Here is a 14138-nt window from a genome sequence, read left to right on the forward strand (position 1 = left end):
GTCAGCCGCGAATTTGCGCGGCGAGTGCCGACAGAAAGTCGGTGGTTGTCTCACTGCCGGACTCACTCCGGAGCAGTGACTTGAGGCCCTTGCCCGCGATTGCGGTGGCCTGGCTTTTCGAGAACCCTGCCTCGCGCAGGAAATTCTCAAAATCGGGGAGCGACGGCAGGATCTGGCCGTCCGTCAAAGTCTTGACTGCCGTCACCTTGGCCTCGGTATTCATGGGCATGGTGACAAGGCTGATTTCGCGAAGATCGATCTTCTTGAGCCGCAGGACGCCGGCCTTGTAAGGGTCGGGAGCGGCACCGCCCTTGGGGATGGTGTAGCCGATCGACAGGCCGCCAAGCGCACCGTGCTTCAACTTGCCGTATGCGCGCTGGGCGACTGGATCGCCGTCGAGGATCAATTGCCCGCGCACGAACAGGCCGCGGTCATCCTCGAAGATGTCACGCCAGACGCCGATCGGTTCGCGCTGGTCGTGTTGCCAGAGCATCGGGATGCCCCAGCCTTCGGCGCGGGCCTTGGCGACGCTCTCCCGGAAAGCGCCCGGTTCAATGAGATCGCCGCCCTGGTCGACATTGCCGAAGGTCGAGGCGTAGCCCTCGAACTGCCCGGTGTCCTGAAGGTCACTGGATTTGAGGGTCAGGGTGAGATGTTTCATTTAAGGGGCTCCGATGGGGCAATCGCTCCGGTTGGCGGCAGGATTCCGGCAGGTGCACCGGCCTGCGTGATGGGGACATTCTGCATCTGCATGCGGGGGACATCGCCGCCTTCCACGGGCGGCAAGTTTTCAAGGGCGCGGACCTCGTTGATGGTCATCACGCCATTGCTGAGCATCTGCTGGTAGAAGGAGGCCCGCGCGCCGCTGTCGCCTCGCAGCAGGCCTTCTAGGTTGAATTCAATGACGAGGCCGGCCTGACGGTCGGCAGGGGACAGCAGCTGTTTGGCAAGAGCCTGTTCGATGCGCTTCAGACGCCGACGTAGCGTGAACTTCTGGAACCCCAGCGTCTGCTGCTCAAGGCCAGTGCCCCAGCTGGTGGTCTTCTCGGTATGGCCGACCATGAAGGGCGGAACGCCAAAGAAGCGGCAAACTTCCTCGACCGAGAAGGACCGGCTCTGGAGCATCTGTGCATCTTCCGGGCTGATCGAAAGCTGGACCCAGTCCATGCCCCGGTCGAGCAGCATCGGCCGCCCCGCGTTGATCGCGCCGGCAAATTTCTCCTGCAGCAGTTCCTCGGCCTGTTTGCGCTGGTCGAGGGTCAGGCTGTCGGCCGTCTTGAGCAGGCCCGAAGGCCGGACCCCGTTGCGGAAGGTGTCACCGGAGGCGCGCTCGATGGCTTGCGCCAATCCGAAGGTCTGGCGGCCGAAGCTGAGGGTGGAAAGACCGCCCAGCGGGTTGCCGCCAAAGCCCCGGATGTGGAGCATGTTGTCCTGGCCGACGATCGAGCGGACGCCATTGTCGGACCACTCATACTCGAGGCTGCCGTCGCGCAGGCGTCGCACCGTCATCAGCTCGGGCGCGATGGGGACGCTGAGCGCCACCACCCGGCCATTGCTGCCCCGGATGATCTCGGCATAGGCGTTGCCGCTCAGTTCAATCGAGGCGCAAATGAATTCCCAGAAGTCGACCGCGGTCTGGTCGGCGTTGGGGCTGTCGTGCAGGATCCGGTAGAGCGGATGGTCGGTAGCGACCGTCCGCGCGCCGCCTTTGGTCCGGTAGACCATGAGCGGGAGCGAGGCGATCGTGCCGGCGAGCAGATTGACGCAGGCCCAGGCCGAGGCGAGCCCCAGCACTGAGCTGGTAGAGACCAGTTCACCGGTCGTGGTTGTGCGGCCGCCTGCAGCCTGCACCAGCCGTGGATCCGTGAGGCCGATCGAGCGCGCGAGGTAGCCGATCGCTTTTTGAATTAGGTTCATGCGAGGCTCTTCAGCCAGTCGTCGATGGTGCCGGAGGTGTCGCCTGCCATCGCTGCCCCTACTGCCATGCACAGCGCGACGGCTGCGTCGATCTTGTTGATGGCTCGCTGCTTGGAGAGCCACTTATTGTCCCAGCGGTCGGTCTCGGTGACCGCCGACATCATTGCCGAGATGAGGACCGGATTGCGTCTGAGCCGGATGCGGCCCTCAAGGATCAGTTCTTCCAGATGCCGGAGCGAGCCCGGCATCCACAGGCCTTCGCTCATCTCGCCCGCAGGCTTGGCCCGCTTGGTGCCGCCCTGCGGGTGTTCAACAAAGGCGAGGTCCAGCCCGAGTTCGGCGACCTCTTCCTCGAACCGCCGGAACGCATAACGGTCATAGGCCACGGCCTCGATCCGGAAATCCGAGGCCATCTCGGCGAGCGCCTGCGCCACATGGCGAAAGCTGATGTTCTCGCCGGCCGGTGCGTTCAGAAATCCGTCCGCGACCCAGAGGTCGTAGGGCTGCTTGTCCCGCAGTACGCGTGCGGCAAGCGTATCTCCCGGCGTCCAGACTTCGACCCACGCGTCAAAGCAGGGCTTGCCGTCCTTCTCGCCATTGCGCTGGACCGCAGCCAGAGCGGTCAAATCCCGGTTCTGGCTGAGGTCGAGCCCAAGCCAGATGGAACCACCGGCCTTGGGTTCGAACTCTGCGAGCAACGGTTCCAGCGTCGAGCGCGCCATCCAGGCGGTTTCGGCATCGGTCCACACACAGAAGTGAAGCCGCAGGATCCCGTTCAATTGTCCCGGGATGGCTTTGGCCTGCGCCACCACTTCCGAGAGATATTGCTCGGTGATCGTGACGCCGAGCAGTGGGTTCGCCTTGATCCAGCAGCCGGGGTCGGTCAGCGGGTCGTCGCCCTCGTCGAGGGCGCAAACATAGCTGAATGTCGTGTCGTCGAGGACCTGGCCCAAGAAGGTCGGGTCGGTCACCGCATCGGGATTGCCAGCCGCCACCCGGATCGCGTGTTCGTGTTCCTCCCATGCGACCGAATTGCGGTCGGAGCCCGAATTGGTGATCATGAACAGCAGCGGTTCGCGGCGGAACTTGAAGCCGCGCTCCAGCATCTCGATGATCGAGCGATCCGGAAGCTCGTGGACCTCGTCCGCAAGCACAAAGTACGGCCGCGGGCCTGAACCGGTTTTGCCCGTGTCGCGCGACACCGGGCGGAAAAAGCTGCCCGAAGCCAGATGCGCGATGTTGAACTCGCGCCCCGGACCGCCAGAGAACTCCAGCCGCCGCGCCAGCGCCGGCGATTGCCGGACCATTCGCACCGCGTCGCGGAACAGGATGTTGGCCTGCTCCTTCTTGGCCGCTGCTGCATAGATCTGCGCGCCAGCTTCCTGACAGGCCGTCATCCCGTAGATGCCGATGCCGCCCGCGACCGGCGATTTGCCGTTGCCTTTGCCCTGTTCGATGTAAGCGCGGCGAAAGCGGCGGCGCCCGTCCTTGCGCTTCCAGCCGAACAGCGAGCCGACGATGAACGCCTGGCTTGGCTGGAGCTCGAACGGCTGACCTTCGAACTGCCCTTCGGAAAGTTTCAACACCTCCTCGAAAAAGGCGAAGGCGTGGTTGGCAGCATCCTGGTCGAACCAGATGCCATCCTTGCGCTTCAGGTCCGCGATGTGCCTCTGACAGGCATTCCGCACATGCGGTCCGGCGACAATTTCGCCCGTGACCACAGCCTTGGCATAGGCCAATGTCCGGTCAGGCGAAGAAGCGGTCGGCGGGGTCCGTGCCTTCTTCTGGCGGCTGGGCCGCGATCCTGCTTCTGGCACTCGGCGTCATCCCGAATTCTGCGGCGTAACGCATCATGTCCGCCGCCGCCTTGTTGGCGGTGCCCACCAGCGGGTTTTGGATTGCGTTGCCGTTCGATGTCTTGATCATGAGGCCGCCGGTCAGTTGATCCTTCTCGGCCATCTTCGCGATCGCGCGTTCGGCCTGGACCCAGCGGCCATAGGCCATGGCGTAGGCAGCGAGCGCCGCCCGATCGATCTCCGAGAGGATCCCGAGGTTGTAGAGCTCGGTTGCGACCCGGTTCCATTCTTCTACCGCATCTGCATTGAGATGCGCAGGCGGCGCCGGGATCGCGGCTTTGGCTTTCGCCTCCTTGCGGTTGACCTGCCGTTTGCCGGGGTTGGAGGTGACAAGCTTCAGCTGCGTGGGCTTCGGCTTCCTGCCGGTAATCATGCAGCCTCAGCTATTCTCCCGCCTGCAATCTCGTCAAAGGTCCGGCCGTCACCCTCGAGGGTCGCAGCTTTGCCCGTAAAATCCTGCCAGCGCTTCACGGCAACATCGATGTAAGCGGGATTCAGCTCGATGGCGTGGACAACGCGGCCGGTCATCTCACCAGCAATGATGGTAGTGCCCGAACCAGAAAACGGCTCATAGACCGCTTGTCCCGGGCTGGAATTATTCTCGATCGGGCGCTTCATGCACTCGACTGGCTTTTGCGTTCCGTGACCCGTCTCGTTCTTCTTGGGCTTGGCGATATGCCAGACGGTGGTCTGCTTGCGGTCACCGGCCCAGTGACCCTTCGCGCCCTTCTTGACGGCATACCAGCAGTTATGGGTTATCAGGCCGTCAGCGACGTAGTGCTGATCGCCCTCGACATCCATGGAGTAGACCATACCGCTGAATGGGGTGGCATCGTTTCCGGTGAGCGTAACCCAATCGAAATCGTCACCCGATGTCGGCATCGGAATCTGCATGATTCCTGCGAACAGATTGCAGGCCCGAATGCGGCGCGTGGACTTGCGCGAAAACATCAACCGCTCACCACTACGGATCAGCGGCTGCTCACGTTTGAGCCGATTGTCCCGCAGCAGCAAGGTCGCCCGAGCTTCAAGGGCGCTCAGGTTCAAGCTGGAGTATATTCCTGCAATCTGGGCCCGAGAACGCTGGCTTTCCTGTGACTGAGCCCAATCATCGATTTCCCAATGGGTCGTCGGAATTCCATATTTGCAGGACAGGACTTGCTCGGCACATTGCGCATCGGTCGTGGTGTCATGGACGGAAACAATCCAGGCCTCTTCGGCCTTGTTATCGGCGATCCGGGTGGCAAGGCCAAAGCCGCGGCTGTTGAACAGCCTGACCCGGCCGACCCGCCACCAATTGCCCCGGCGCATAAGATAGACGACATTCTTATCCGCTGCGCCCGGGTTCAGACGCACAGAGAACTGATGCTCCGGGGTTGCCTGCGTCGCGCGCCCTCCGGCAGATATGGTGTGCATCAGCCCATCAAACTGCCGCTTACCGAACCGAGTGATTTCGCGACCGCGCCGCAAAACCACGCTGGAATAAGAGTTGTAGGATACGACGTAATCACCGGCTTGCAGCGTTTCGATCGGGACTTCTGCAATTTGGGCAGGCTGTGAGCCCGCACCGCGTGCGATGACTTTCTGCACCATGGTCCCGGCAGGTTGGCAGGGCTCATGCTCCCAATGGTAGTCGCCGCGCGAGAGCACGAGCTGACCCTTGTCCCAGATGATCTGGGAGCGAAGCATCAGATCGGAGGCAGCCAGGCTGTCGCCCACTACACCGGCATAGAGTCCAGCATGCCAGACATAGGCGACGTCTCCCGGAAACAGCGCCCAAGCTTCTCGCCAGTCGGCCTTGTCGTCGTTCAGCACCTTGCCCTTGGCAGTGCCTGAAGCGGCAACGCCGGCCTTTTCGCGCCAGGCGGGATCATACTCCACGCCGTAGGGCGGATCGGTGACCATCAGGTGGGGTGAGACCCCGTTCAGCGCCTTGGCGACGGTGTCGGCATCGGTGCTGTCGCCGCAGACCAGCCGGTGCTTGCCGAGCAGCCAGACATCGCCGGGTTTGGCGATGGGGTCGATCGGCGCTTCGGGGATTTCGTCCGGGTCGGTGTTGCCCTCGGTCTTCTCGGCCAGCAGCTTCGACAGCTCGTCGTCCGAGAAGCCGGTCAGCATCAGGTCGAAATCGAAGCCCTGCAGATCGCCCAGTTCGACGGCGAGCAGCTCGAGGTCCCAGCCGGCGTTCAGCGCCAGCTTGTTGTCGGCGATGACATAGGCCTTCTTTTGAGCCTCGCTCCAGCCCTTGGCGACCATAGTCGGGATCTGGGTCAGGCCCAGCTTGCGGGCAGCCAGTAGTCGGCCGTGACCAGCGATCAGGCCGCCGTCTTCATCAACGAGGATCGGGTTGGTCCAGCCCCATTCGCGGATCGAGGCTGCGATCTGCGCGACCTGTTCGTCCGAGTGCGTGCGGGAGTTGCGCGCATAGGGCGTGATCTTCTCTATCGGCCAAAGCTCGCTGCTCTGGGCCGGCCAGTTCTGATCCATAGATGTCCTTGAAACGGGCTTGGCCGCAGGAGCCCGGAAGGGCTTGCGGCACTTGTTTGCGATGTTGGAAAGCCGCTATGGGCGTTGGAGGTGGGGCCTGTAGCTCAGTTGGTTAGAGCTGGCCGCTCATAACGGCTAGGTCGCGGGTTCAAGTCCTGCCGGGCCCACCAATCAAATAAGTTCGAGCTCGCTCAGCACCTTCGCTGCGTCGAGCAACTGGCCGGTCTGGACCGTGATCTCGATCGTCATGCTGTCTGCGGTCGCGCTGGCGTAAACGCCGCCCTCGTAGAGTTCCTGTTCGATCGTCTCCATCACCGCGACAATCCGGCTGCCGTCGAAGTTCTCCGGCAGCGTGCTGATCGCAAGGCGGATGGTGCTGGTGATGCCCGCGCTCATTCTGCCTCTGCCATGATTTCGTAAAGGCCGACAAAGCCGGTCAGATAAGGCAGGCCCTTTGGAATGCCATGTTCCCGCGCGGTGTTGCGGTCGATCTTCCAGCCCATCCAGCGGGTGATGGCGGCGTCAATGGCGGCCTCAAGGCCAAGCCCGGTGTGAATGCCATTGTGCACATCGTCGGCAAAGTGCCGGCCGTGGCGGCTATCAAGGAAATCCCGCACCCCTTCCGCGCTGCCCACCGTGACCTTGGTAATCGCCGGGAAGGCAATGGCCCAGGCTGCATCGGCATCCGCGAAGGCGCTGCTGGTGCTGTAGAAGCCCCAGGCTTGGTTGGCAGTTGGCAGGGTCGAGTTGGTCATCTGCATCGCTCCGTGTTCGTGAAGCGACTACCGCTCTTATCGCGGCGACTATCCAGTCAATTCGATGGAAAACATCGACTTTTTGCGATCTGACCCCCGGTCCGAGTTTCGCGGGTGCGAAAAGTTTGGACCAAGCGCGGTGTCCGTCTAGCAGGTGCCAAACTATGCGAGGCCCCCCGACCCCCGGTGGACCCAGAGGCGCTGTGGGTCGGTCCAACCGAGAGGTAGCGCATCGCCCTTTTCCAGATTGCAGGAGCGATGGGCGCAGGCGACGTTGTCGTAGGTATGCGACCCGCCAGCAGACAGCGGGATGATATGATCAAGTTCCGGAGCGTTCCAATGCATCGTTCCGCGCAGTTCGCGAGGAGCTTCCTCGCCGCAGATGTGACAGGTCCATCCGTCACGCTCCATCACCGCAATGGGATTGATCGGTTCGGCTTGAGCACCATAGGCTTTCGCCCGGGACAAGCCCTTGGCGACACGTTTGAAATGGCGGTTAGCGCAAAATTCCGAACAGAAATTGCGTCGCTTGTCACCATACGCGGGCAGGAATGTGCTGCCGCATTCCTGACAGGTGCATTCTGCCTTTCTGACTGCCTTGCTGCTCGCCGAGCAGTGGTAGGAGCAAAATTTCGCACTCGCCCGCGCTTCGAAAACTCCCCCGCATTCAATGCACTGACGTTGACGCTTGGCCTTCCTGACTTCGGCAAGACGGGCCAGCCGGGCAGCCCGTGAGGCAGAGCGCTCACGCCGCATCATCTCAAAGCCGCAGGCCCGCGAGCAGCACCGTCCACTGTCGCGCGACTTTCTAATTCGTCTTGTGATCGGCTGAGAACAAATCTGGCACAGAGGGGCGGCTCCCGCCGAGGCGAATTGTGCCATGGCGACCTCCCAGTCAGTTTCAGATTTTATCCCGCCTCCAACGACGGGGGATTCTCAGCCGACCGGCCAGCCATCGGGGCCGGTGCCGACGGTCCGGCGCAAGCCGAATTGTTCGGCAGTCCGCCTTGCATGGCACTCGGCGCAAAGGCAGCGGATGTTGCTGTCGTCGTCCGATCCGCCGTGGGCCAGCGGCACGATGTGGTCGGGAACGGTGGCCTCGCGAACAACGTCCAGGGTGGCGCAGTCCCGGCAGAGCGGTTCGGCCCTTAATCGACGCAGGCGCTGCGCAACTGCTTGGCGTCCCCGAAGTCGTTCAGCCATCGCACAACGCCTGCAACGAGAAACGCCCGGAAAGCCTTTCAGCCCCGGGCGCAACTCGCATCTCTACATTTCGGAAACATCTATAGGAGATCAATGCTCCCGTCAATGCTGAAATGTATTTTTGTCGTTGAATCACAGTTTGTTAGATCAACCGCTAGGCGGATGATACTGGCAGCGAACTGTCCCTGTTGATACCGAACAGGGTGACCAGTGCTTCAAGCCCGTGCGCCAGATTACGCAAGTCCGCATCTCCCCAGCCTGCGGCATCCACCTCGTAGCAGACCACCGCATGGACAAGCATGCTCGGTCGCCGACTGGTCGCGGCGATGGCATCGTGGTCAGAAGTCCGCAGCATCAGGATGGCCGCCGCTGCCCGTTTGCGGATCTTCTCGACGTAGTCCGCATCGTACTCCGTGATACTGCGACCGAAGATCCCTTCGTCGAGAAGCAAGCCGGTAGCGGAATGCGGGTGGATTGGCGGCAGTCCCATGACCGCCCGGTTGCGGGCCATCAGGTCACCATAGAGCTCGGCTGCCGCCAATTGCTCTGCCGAGATCTTGCCGGCGAATGCCAGCCGCCCGATCGCCGACCCCAGACGCTCGTCCTTCGCCTGCCTGGCGGTGACGCCATAATGACGCTGCCGGGCATCCAGGACGGTTGCTGTAACCTCCCGCATGGTCTCGGCCTTGCCCGGTTGCACCAGCTTGCCGCAGGGATGGCGGCGGCCCGCCTTGCGCTTACGACCGCGAGCCACGGTTGATCTCCGGGATGAGCGCTGCATAGCCGATCACATCGATCGGGCCGTCGGCATAGCTGGGGTCGTGCGCCAGCCGGGCAAGCTTCAGGTCGATCATGCAAAGCGCCACCTGCTGGGCGGTGACGGGCGTACCAAGGGTGATCGACCAGCGCCGGGCAATCGCCTCCATCTGGGTCTTGGGATCACCATAGGCAGCACCGCGATCTTCGAGCACCTGCGCCACGCGCTTCAGGAAACCGGCCGCGCTCATTTCACGCCTCCGCGGGTCTCGATGGCCCAGAGCAGGATGGCGATGGCGTCAGCCTCATTGTCGTCGGCAGGCGCGAAGCCCTTTGCCTGGACGGCCGCGATGACAGCCGCCTTGTTGGCGTTGCCCTTGCCGGTGATGAACCGCTTGATCGCACCGACCGGCACGCCCTGATAGCCGACCAGATGCTCTTCGCACCACGAGGTCAGCATACCCAGGAGACCGCCGTAGACATGGGCGGCGTCGGTGCCGACGTGACGGCGGACCTCCTCGAAGTAGATCGCCTCGATCGGACCGCCATCGATGTCGAGCTGCTCGAGCCAGCGCCGGAAACGCAGGTAGCGCATGCCACCACCGTCGTAGCGGGTGTGCTTCAGCGACACCGTCCCGGTGCTGATGTGGCCATCAGGCGACCGAAGCGCCCAGCCGGCGCTGGTGCCGAGGTCGAGGGCAAGAATGGCTCCGCGGCGGCTCGTTCCGCCGACGTTGGCTTGAGCTGGATTGGGGCAGGCAACGGCCTGCAATTCAGGCAGGGTCATGACGACCTCCTCTTCGTGTGGGGCGGTCGGGGCGAGGACTGGGCCGGTGAAGGCTGTCAGCTCGCCCGGACCCGAAGCGGGTCTGGTCAGGTCGTCATCCGGGCGGACACTGCCGCCGGAAATCTTCATGGGGTTTCAGCTGGGCCGATTGAAACATCGGAGCGCCCAACCCCTTGAGTAGGCTAGGGAATATATAATATTTCAATTATTATTATTTTTATAGGGGTACACCTCTCTATCTTTAAAACGCGCGCGTACGCGAGGGGATATATAAGGCACCCCTTGAAAGATTGAACTTTCTCCGAAACCCGATTTTATTGTGTAAATCCATGCGCTTGGATGCCATAAAGCTGCTTTTGACGGATATTGGGCCATTGAAGGACCATCCAGAGGGGGGATGCATCACGATGGCCCTTGGTGGTGTGTGGCGACCTTTTTGCCACTCGCGTCCCGCCAATTACCCGACCAGCGCGCCAGTCGGTAGACCATGGCCTGCCTGGTGGCAGAACTGCGCATGCCCGTTGTGACGTCACCGCTCTCGATCAGGGTCTGGATGATATCATCGCGGTCCCGAGATTTGAGCCATTGTGAGCCGCGTGTCAGTTCAGACTTGGTGATGCCCTTGGCGCCGGCTGCCCGTATCAGTTCACGCAGCCGTTTCAGGTGGGCCTCAGTCTCGGTATCAGCGACATGGCGGTCCACCGCCTCCATTGCCCGCTGCGCATAGTGCCGCACGAAAGCGATGGCCCAGTCCGCGTCATCAATCGCGATGACGGGAGCCACCGGATCTTTGCCCACCGCCACGATTAGCGCGAGCTTCAGGGCGATCTCTCCGATGCGTGCAAGGATGGCGGTAAAGGCCGTGCCCGCAGCCGCCCGCAATTCGCCGGTAAGTTCCCCGCTCAGTGCCTTGAACCGCGCGCGTGCCTCGTCGGTCATCGGCACCGTTGTCAGCACGACAGCGGTCTGCGGCCCCGATGTCGTGCCGGCGAGATTGCCGCGCTGCTGCCCTGGACCCGACGCCAGCAGCTGGAGCCCTGCGATCAGGTCCGCAGGCGGGGTGCGAAGCCCGACGGCGACGTTTTCGTCTGGGTAGTCCTCGTCACTGGGCAGGATCAGGAAGCGGGCGAGCGAGCCGTCCACCACGTTGGCCCCTTGCAGTGCGCCCCAGAAGTGCATGGGGGTCGTCGTGCCGTAAACGCACAGACAAGGCTGGACGATGTCGCGCCGCTCATTAGTGCCGTCGCGATTGGCGTATTCCGCGCCCAGGAAGATCCCGCCGGCCGAGGTGTAGAGCTCGGTCATGTTGTCGAGGATCTCGGTGATATGGCGCGGGCTGCGTTTGCGGTCTGCGGCTGCCGAAAGGAACATGCCGAACTCGTCGATCTGGAACAGGATCGCGGGCTGACGATGCAAGGCGGTCAGCAGCCCCGCGCCAGACGCGATCTTGTTGCCGCCCAGGTGGTTCGCAAGGCCAGCCTCGAATAGCACTTCATTGATGATCTCACGCGAATGGTTCTTACCCGATCCGCTGTCCGCGATGCCGACCACATAGAGGTTGGAGCGCAGGTTGCTCTCAGTCCGGTACAACCGCCCCATGAGCGCGCCGATCGCGCAAAGGCTGGCGCCGAGCGACAACAGTGGCTGAGGCCGGCGAGCGGTCGACAGCATGTAATCGGTCAGCTTGCCGACCAGCCCACCCGGGATCGTGAGGTTGAAGCTGGCGGGCGCAGTCACTGCATCGGCATCTGCCGCAACGTCGAGCCGGGCCAACATGCCGGAAGCAGGATGGCATCCGTCGGTCGGCTGACTGCCATCGAGCACCATGCCGGGCTCGGGCTTCCAGCCGCGTTCCATGGCGAGATGGTAGATGGTGCCTGCACCAATCCGGTCCGGACGGAAGCTGGCCCACGCCTTCTCGGTGACGGCAGGATCATTTTTCGCCGCCTGATCGGACCAGTCGGTGAAGACATCCTTGCCGGCTTCACCCAGGCTGCCCTTGATGGCCAACCCGATCCGCACCCAGCTGTCGTAATCCAGATCGTTGTTGGGGATCTGGGTGAGCGCCGAACACACCGCCTCGATGGTGCCGGTCTTAGCGTGACCCGGTACGGCCGAACTTGTGCTCGCAGGCGTGCTCAGGCTTGCCGGACGCAGTTCAGGCGGGACCAGCGCCAGTGCCTCCTCGATGAACGCCGCGGCCATCTCTGCATCGATGACCGGCAGACTTTCCAGATCGAGTTCCGACAGACCTTCCTCGGGCCAGGCATAGGGCTGGCCGGTATCGGGGTGATCGGCGTAAGCGACGAACTGCTGGCCAAGGCACAGGACCTCAAGTGGTGCTCGGCGAATACCCCGGAACGGCGCGCTGGTGCGATAGACAAGCAGGCGTTTCGGGGCCCTGCCAATGCGCAGTGCCGGGGTGTCGCCAAGCCGCGCGCGTGCCAGCTGCTCGATCTGCAGCGCAAGGTCCGGGTCCGACAGGATGTCGATATCGATAGCCGCAACGCCGCCGCCGACAATACCGATGCCGCAGTCCGGCCAGCCCGACCATGTCGCAACCTCGACCTCAGTGGTCGGCCGCTCTGCATGACGGTTCCATTCGGGGTAATCGACCCATGCGCCGCGCTGGTACCGGCCCGGCTTCTTACCGCCGGGCGCTGAGCCAGCTGGCCGGCAGCACCGTTATGCCCGGTGCGGCATCCGGCGATCCCGCGACCCTCGCCGACCTTGGCCTCGCCACCAACCGCGACGGCACCTTCCGGCTCGATTCCGCGCGCCTCTCGGCAACGCTGGCGGCATCGCCCGAAGGCGCGGCGGCGATGTTCACCACCGGCCTGTTCGGGGTCTTCGCCACGTTCGACAAGCTCAGCCGCCGCCTGACCGCACCAGGCGATCCCGGCACCCTGGCCGGTTCGCTCAGCCGTCTGAACAAGCAGCAGCGCAGCCTGGGAGACGAAGCCAGCAAGCTGGCCGAAGCGCAGGAAAAGCTGCGTTCACGCCTGACCACCCAGTTCGCCGGGGTCGATAGCCGGGTCGCCGCGTCGAAATCGACGCTGTCGTTCCTGCAGAATCAGATCGACGCCTGGAATGCCGGAGACCGCTGAGATGTACGCGCTGAAAAGCCCTGCCGAAGCCTATCGCCGGGTCGATTTCGATGCCCGCATCAGCGGGGCCGATCCGCGCCAGTTGGTCATTGTCTGCTACGAACAGCTGGCCGCCGCGCTGGGCGCCGCGCTGCTGGCGGCCGGGCGCGGCGACAATGCCCGCAAGAGCGAAGCCCTGACCCGGGCGCTTGCCGCGCTGACCGCGTTGCAGATGGGCCTCGATCCCGGCCAGCCGATCACGGCGGCGCTGGCCACCTTTCTGGAAAGCGGCCGCAAGGCGGTGCTGGGCAGCGTGGTCCAGTTCGAACCCCGCGCGATCGAGCGGCTGCGCGAGGATGTTGCCGACCTGCTGGAGGCCTTCCGCCATGCCCCGGATTGAACCGGATTGCTCCGATACGGCCCAATGCCATGTCGCTGATAACATGGTTAAATCTGCATTTACCTATGTATCCATCCCTATCCCAAGGGTCAGGTCCGGAACCAATGGCATGACACCGCGCCGCGACATCGGCCTAATTCCCTAGGCGGAAATCACTAGGGAGCACTCCGATGGATCGACGCCGCAATCTTGCCCTGATCGATGGAAACTTTCGCCGCCGGGCCGCGATCAGCCACGCCCTGGCCGGTTGCAATGTCCATGTCGAACCGTTCGAGGACATTGCCGAAATCACCTATCGCTGGCCGCGGTCCGGCGCGATCCTGGTGGCCGATGACGGCCACGGGATCGAGGAACTGATCGAACACATGACCGACCACGGCCAGTGGCTGCCGGTGATCGGCTTCAGCGAAGGACCGGATACCGGACGGGTGGTGAGAGCTGTGCTGGCCGGTGCGCTCGATTACCTGCAATGGCCCTGCCCCACCGACAAGATCCTGACCGCGATCGAATTGGCGGAAAGCGCCGCCGGCAATATCGGCAGCCTGCGCCTGCGCGAGGCGCGCGCCCGCAGCCGCGTGCAGAAACTGACCCGGCGCGAACGCGAGGTACTGGAAGGTGTTGCCGACGGCCTGTCCAACCGCCTGATCGGCGAGAAGCTGCGGATCAGCCCGCGCACGGTCGAGATCCACCGTGCCAACATGCTCAACAAGATGGGCGCGAGCCACACCAGCGAGGCAATCCGCATCGCGATCGAGGCATCGCTGGTCGGTTCCTGAAACCGGGAACTACGCAGTTCCCCCGGGCCGTCCGAACACCGCCTGTTCAAGCGGCCCGGTTATATCCGGTTGTGCGCCAAGCGGCGCAAATCAGTACCTGGAAGGACAACCCGCA

At 63.2% G+C, this 14138-nt stretch carries 16 protein-coding genes, 1 tRNA gene and 1 pseudogene; 4 read left to right on the top strand and 14 right to left on the bottom strand.

Features of this window, described 5'->3' with window-relative positions; all coding sequences use genetic code 11:
• Position 1: 1 nt before the first annotated feature.
• Genes ACQKOE_RS15085 through ACQKOE_RS15105 form a run of 5 tightly spaced genes read right to left on the bottom strand, consistent with a single transcriptional unit; the run spans position 2 to position 6260 of the window.
• Entirely contained in the window at positions 2–661 is a 660-nt protein-coding gene (locus tag ACQKOE_RS15085; protein WP_427513540.1) for an HK97 family phage prohead protease, read from the bottom strand.
• Positions 658–1917, bottom strand: coding sequence for a phage portal protein (locus tag ACQKOE_RS15090; protein ID WP_427513541.1), 1260 nt, complete (start codon positions 1915–1917; stop codon positions 658–660). Before ACQKOE_RS15090 ends, ACQKOE_RS15085 begins: the two co-directional genes overlap by 4 nt.
• On the bottom strand, positions 1914–3656 hold the full coding sequence (locus ACQKOE_RS15095; RefSeq protein ID WP_427513542.1) for a terminase large subunit: 1743 nt from the start codon (positions 3654–3656) through the stop codon (positions 1914–1916). The genes ACQKOE_RS15090 and ACQKOE_RS15095 overlap by 4 nt, the downstream gene beginning before the upstream one ends.
• Positions 3657–3663: 7 nt before the next feature.
• Entirely contained in the window at positions 3664–4146 is a 483-nt protein-coding gene (locus ACQKOE_RS15100) for a phage terminase small subunit P27 family (protein WP_427513543.1), read from the bottom strand.
• Positions 4143–6260, bottom strand: coding sequence for a DNA methyltransferase (locus tag ACQKOE_RS15105; RefSeq protein WP_427513544.1), 2118 nt, complete (start codon positions 6258–6260; stop codon positions 4143–4145). The genes ACQKOE_RS15100 and ACQKOE_RS15105 overlap by 4 nt, the downstream gene beginning before the upstream one ends.
• 93 nt (positions 6261–6353) lie before the next feature.
• On the opposite strand from ACQKOE_RS15105, the gene ACQKOE_RS15110 reads away from it, so the two are divergent.
• Positions 6354–6430: transfer RNA gene (locus ACQKOE_RS15110), tRNA-Ile, on the top strand.
• Position 6431: 1 nt separating this feature from the next.
• Here the strand turns inward: ACQKOE_RS15110 and ACQKOE_RS15115 are convergent.
• The 9 genes and pseudogenes from ACQKOE_RS15115 to ACQKOE_RS15155 form a co-directional block, all read right to left on the bottom strand.
• Positions 6432–6656, bottom strand: coding sequence for a hypothetical protein (locus tag ACQKOE_RS15115; protein WP_427513545.1), 225 nt, complete (start codon positions 6654–6656; stop codon positions 6432–6434).
• Positions 6653–7015: a hypothetical protein gene (locus tag ACQKOE_RS15120; RefSeq protein WP_427513546.1), complete on the bottom strand. Its 363-nt coding sequence runs from the start codon at positions 7013–7015 to the stop codon at positions 6653–6655. The genes ACQKOE_RS15115 and ACQKOE_RS15120 overlap by 4 nt, the downstream gene beginning before the upstream one ends.
• Positions 7016–7177: 162 nt before the next feature.
• Complete coding sequence (locus tag ACQKOE_RS15125; protein ID WP_427513547.1) at positions 7178–7897, bottom strand: HNH endonuclease; 720 nt, start codon at positions 7895–7897, stop codon at positions 7178–7180.
• 54 nt (positions 7898–7951) lie between these two features.
• Positions 7952–8218 (bottom strand): HNH endonuclease, encoded by a 267-nt coding sequence (locus ACQKOE_RS15130; RefSeq protein ID WP_427513548.1) that lies wholly within the window; start codon positions 8216–8218, stop codon positions 7952–7954.
• A gap of 154 nt (positions 8219–8372) precedes the next feature.
• Positions 8373–8972, bottom strand: a complete 600-nt coding sequence (locus tag ACQKOE_RS15135) for a hypothetical protein (RefSeq protein ID WP_427513549.1) — start codon at positions 8970–8972, stop codon at positions 8373–8375.
• Complete coding sequence (locus ACQKOE_RS15140) at positions 8956–9225, bottom strand: DUF6378 domain-containing protein (RefSeq protein WP_427513550.1); 270 nt, start codon at positions 9223–9225, stop codon at positions 8956–8958. Before ACQKOE_RS15140 ends, ACQKOE_RS15135 begins: the two co-directional genes overlap by 17 nt.
• The gene (locus tag ACQKOE_RS15145; protein WP_427513551.1) at positions 9222–9890 is read right to left on the bottom strand and encodes a crossover junction endodeoxyribonuclease RuvC; all 669 of its coding nucleotides are present in this window, start codon (positions 9888–9890) and stop codon (positions 9222–9224) included. The genes ACQKOE_RS15140 and ACQKOE_RS15145 overlap by 4 nt, the downstream gene beginning before the upstream one ends.
• Positions 9891–10163: 273 nt before the next feature.
• Positions 10164–11966, bottom strand: a complete 1803-nt coding sequence (locus ACQKOE_RS15150; protein WP_427513552.1) for a PriCT-2 domain-containing protein — start codon at positions 11964–11966, stop codon at positions 10164–10166.
• A gap of 90 nt (positions 11967–12056) precedes the next feature.
• Positions 12057–12359 (bottom strand): annotated as a pseudogene (locus ACQKOE_RS15155) (bifunctional DNA primase/polymerase); the annotation flags it as partial.
• Between the two features lie 20 nt (positions 12360–12379).
• Between ACQKOE_RS15155 and fliD the strand changes: the two are divergent.
• The 3 genes from fliD to ACQKOE_RS15170 all read left to right on the top strand — a co-directional run bounded on the left by fliD (position 12380) and on the right by ACQKOE_RS15170 (position 14023).
• A complete protein-coding gene (fliD, locus tag ACQKOE_RS15160) occupies positions 12380–12868 on the top strand; it encodes a flagellar filament capping protein FliD (RefSeq protein WP_427513553.1) in 489 nt (162 codons plus the stop codon).
• Positions 12852–13247, top strand: coding sequence for a flagellar protein FliS (locus ACQKOE_RS15165; RefSeq protein ID WP_427513554.1), 396 nt, complete (start codon positions 12852–12854; stop codon positions 13245–13247). Before fliD ends, ACQKOE_RS15165 begins: the two co-directional genes overlap by 17 nt.
• A gap of 170 nt (positions 13248–13417) precedes the next feature.
• The gene (locus tag ACQKOE_RS15170) at positions 13418–14023 is read left to right on the top strand and encodes a response regulator transcription factor (RefSeq protein WP_427513555.1); all 606 of its coding nucleotides are present in this window, start codon (positions 13418–13420) and stop codon (positions 14021–14023) included.
• Positions 14024–14138: the final 115 nt, after the last annotated feature.

The organism is Novosphingobium sp. NPDC080210 (assembly GCF_050281025.1).
Lineage (GTDB): Bacteria > Pseudomonadota > Alphaproteobacteria > Sphingomonadales > Sphingomonadaceae > Novosphingobium.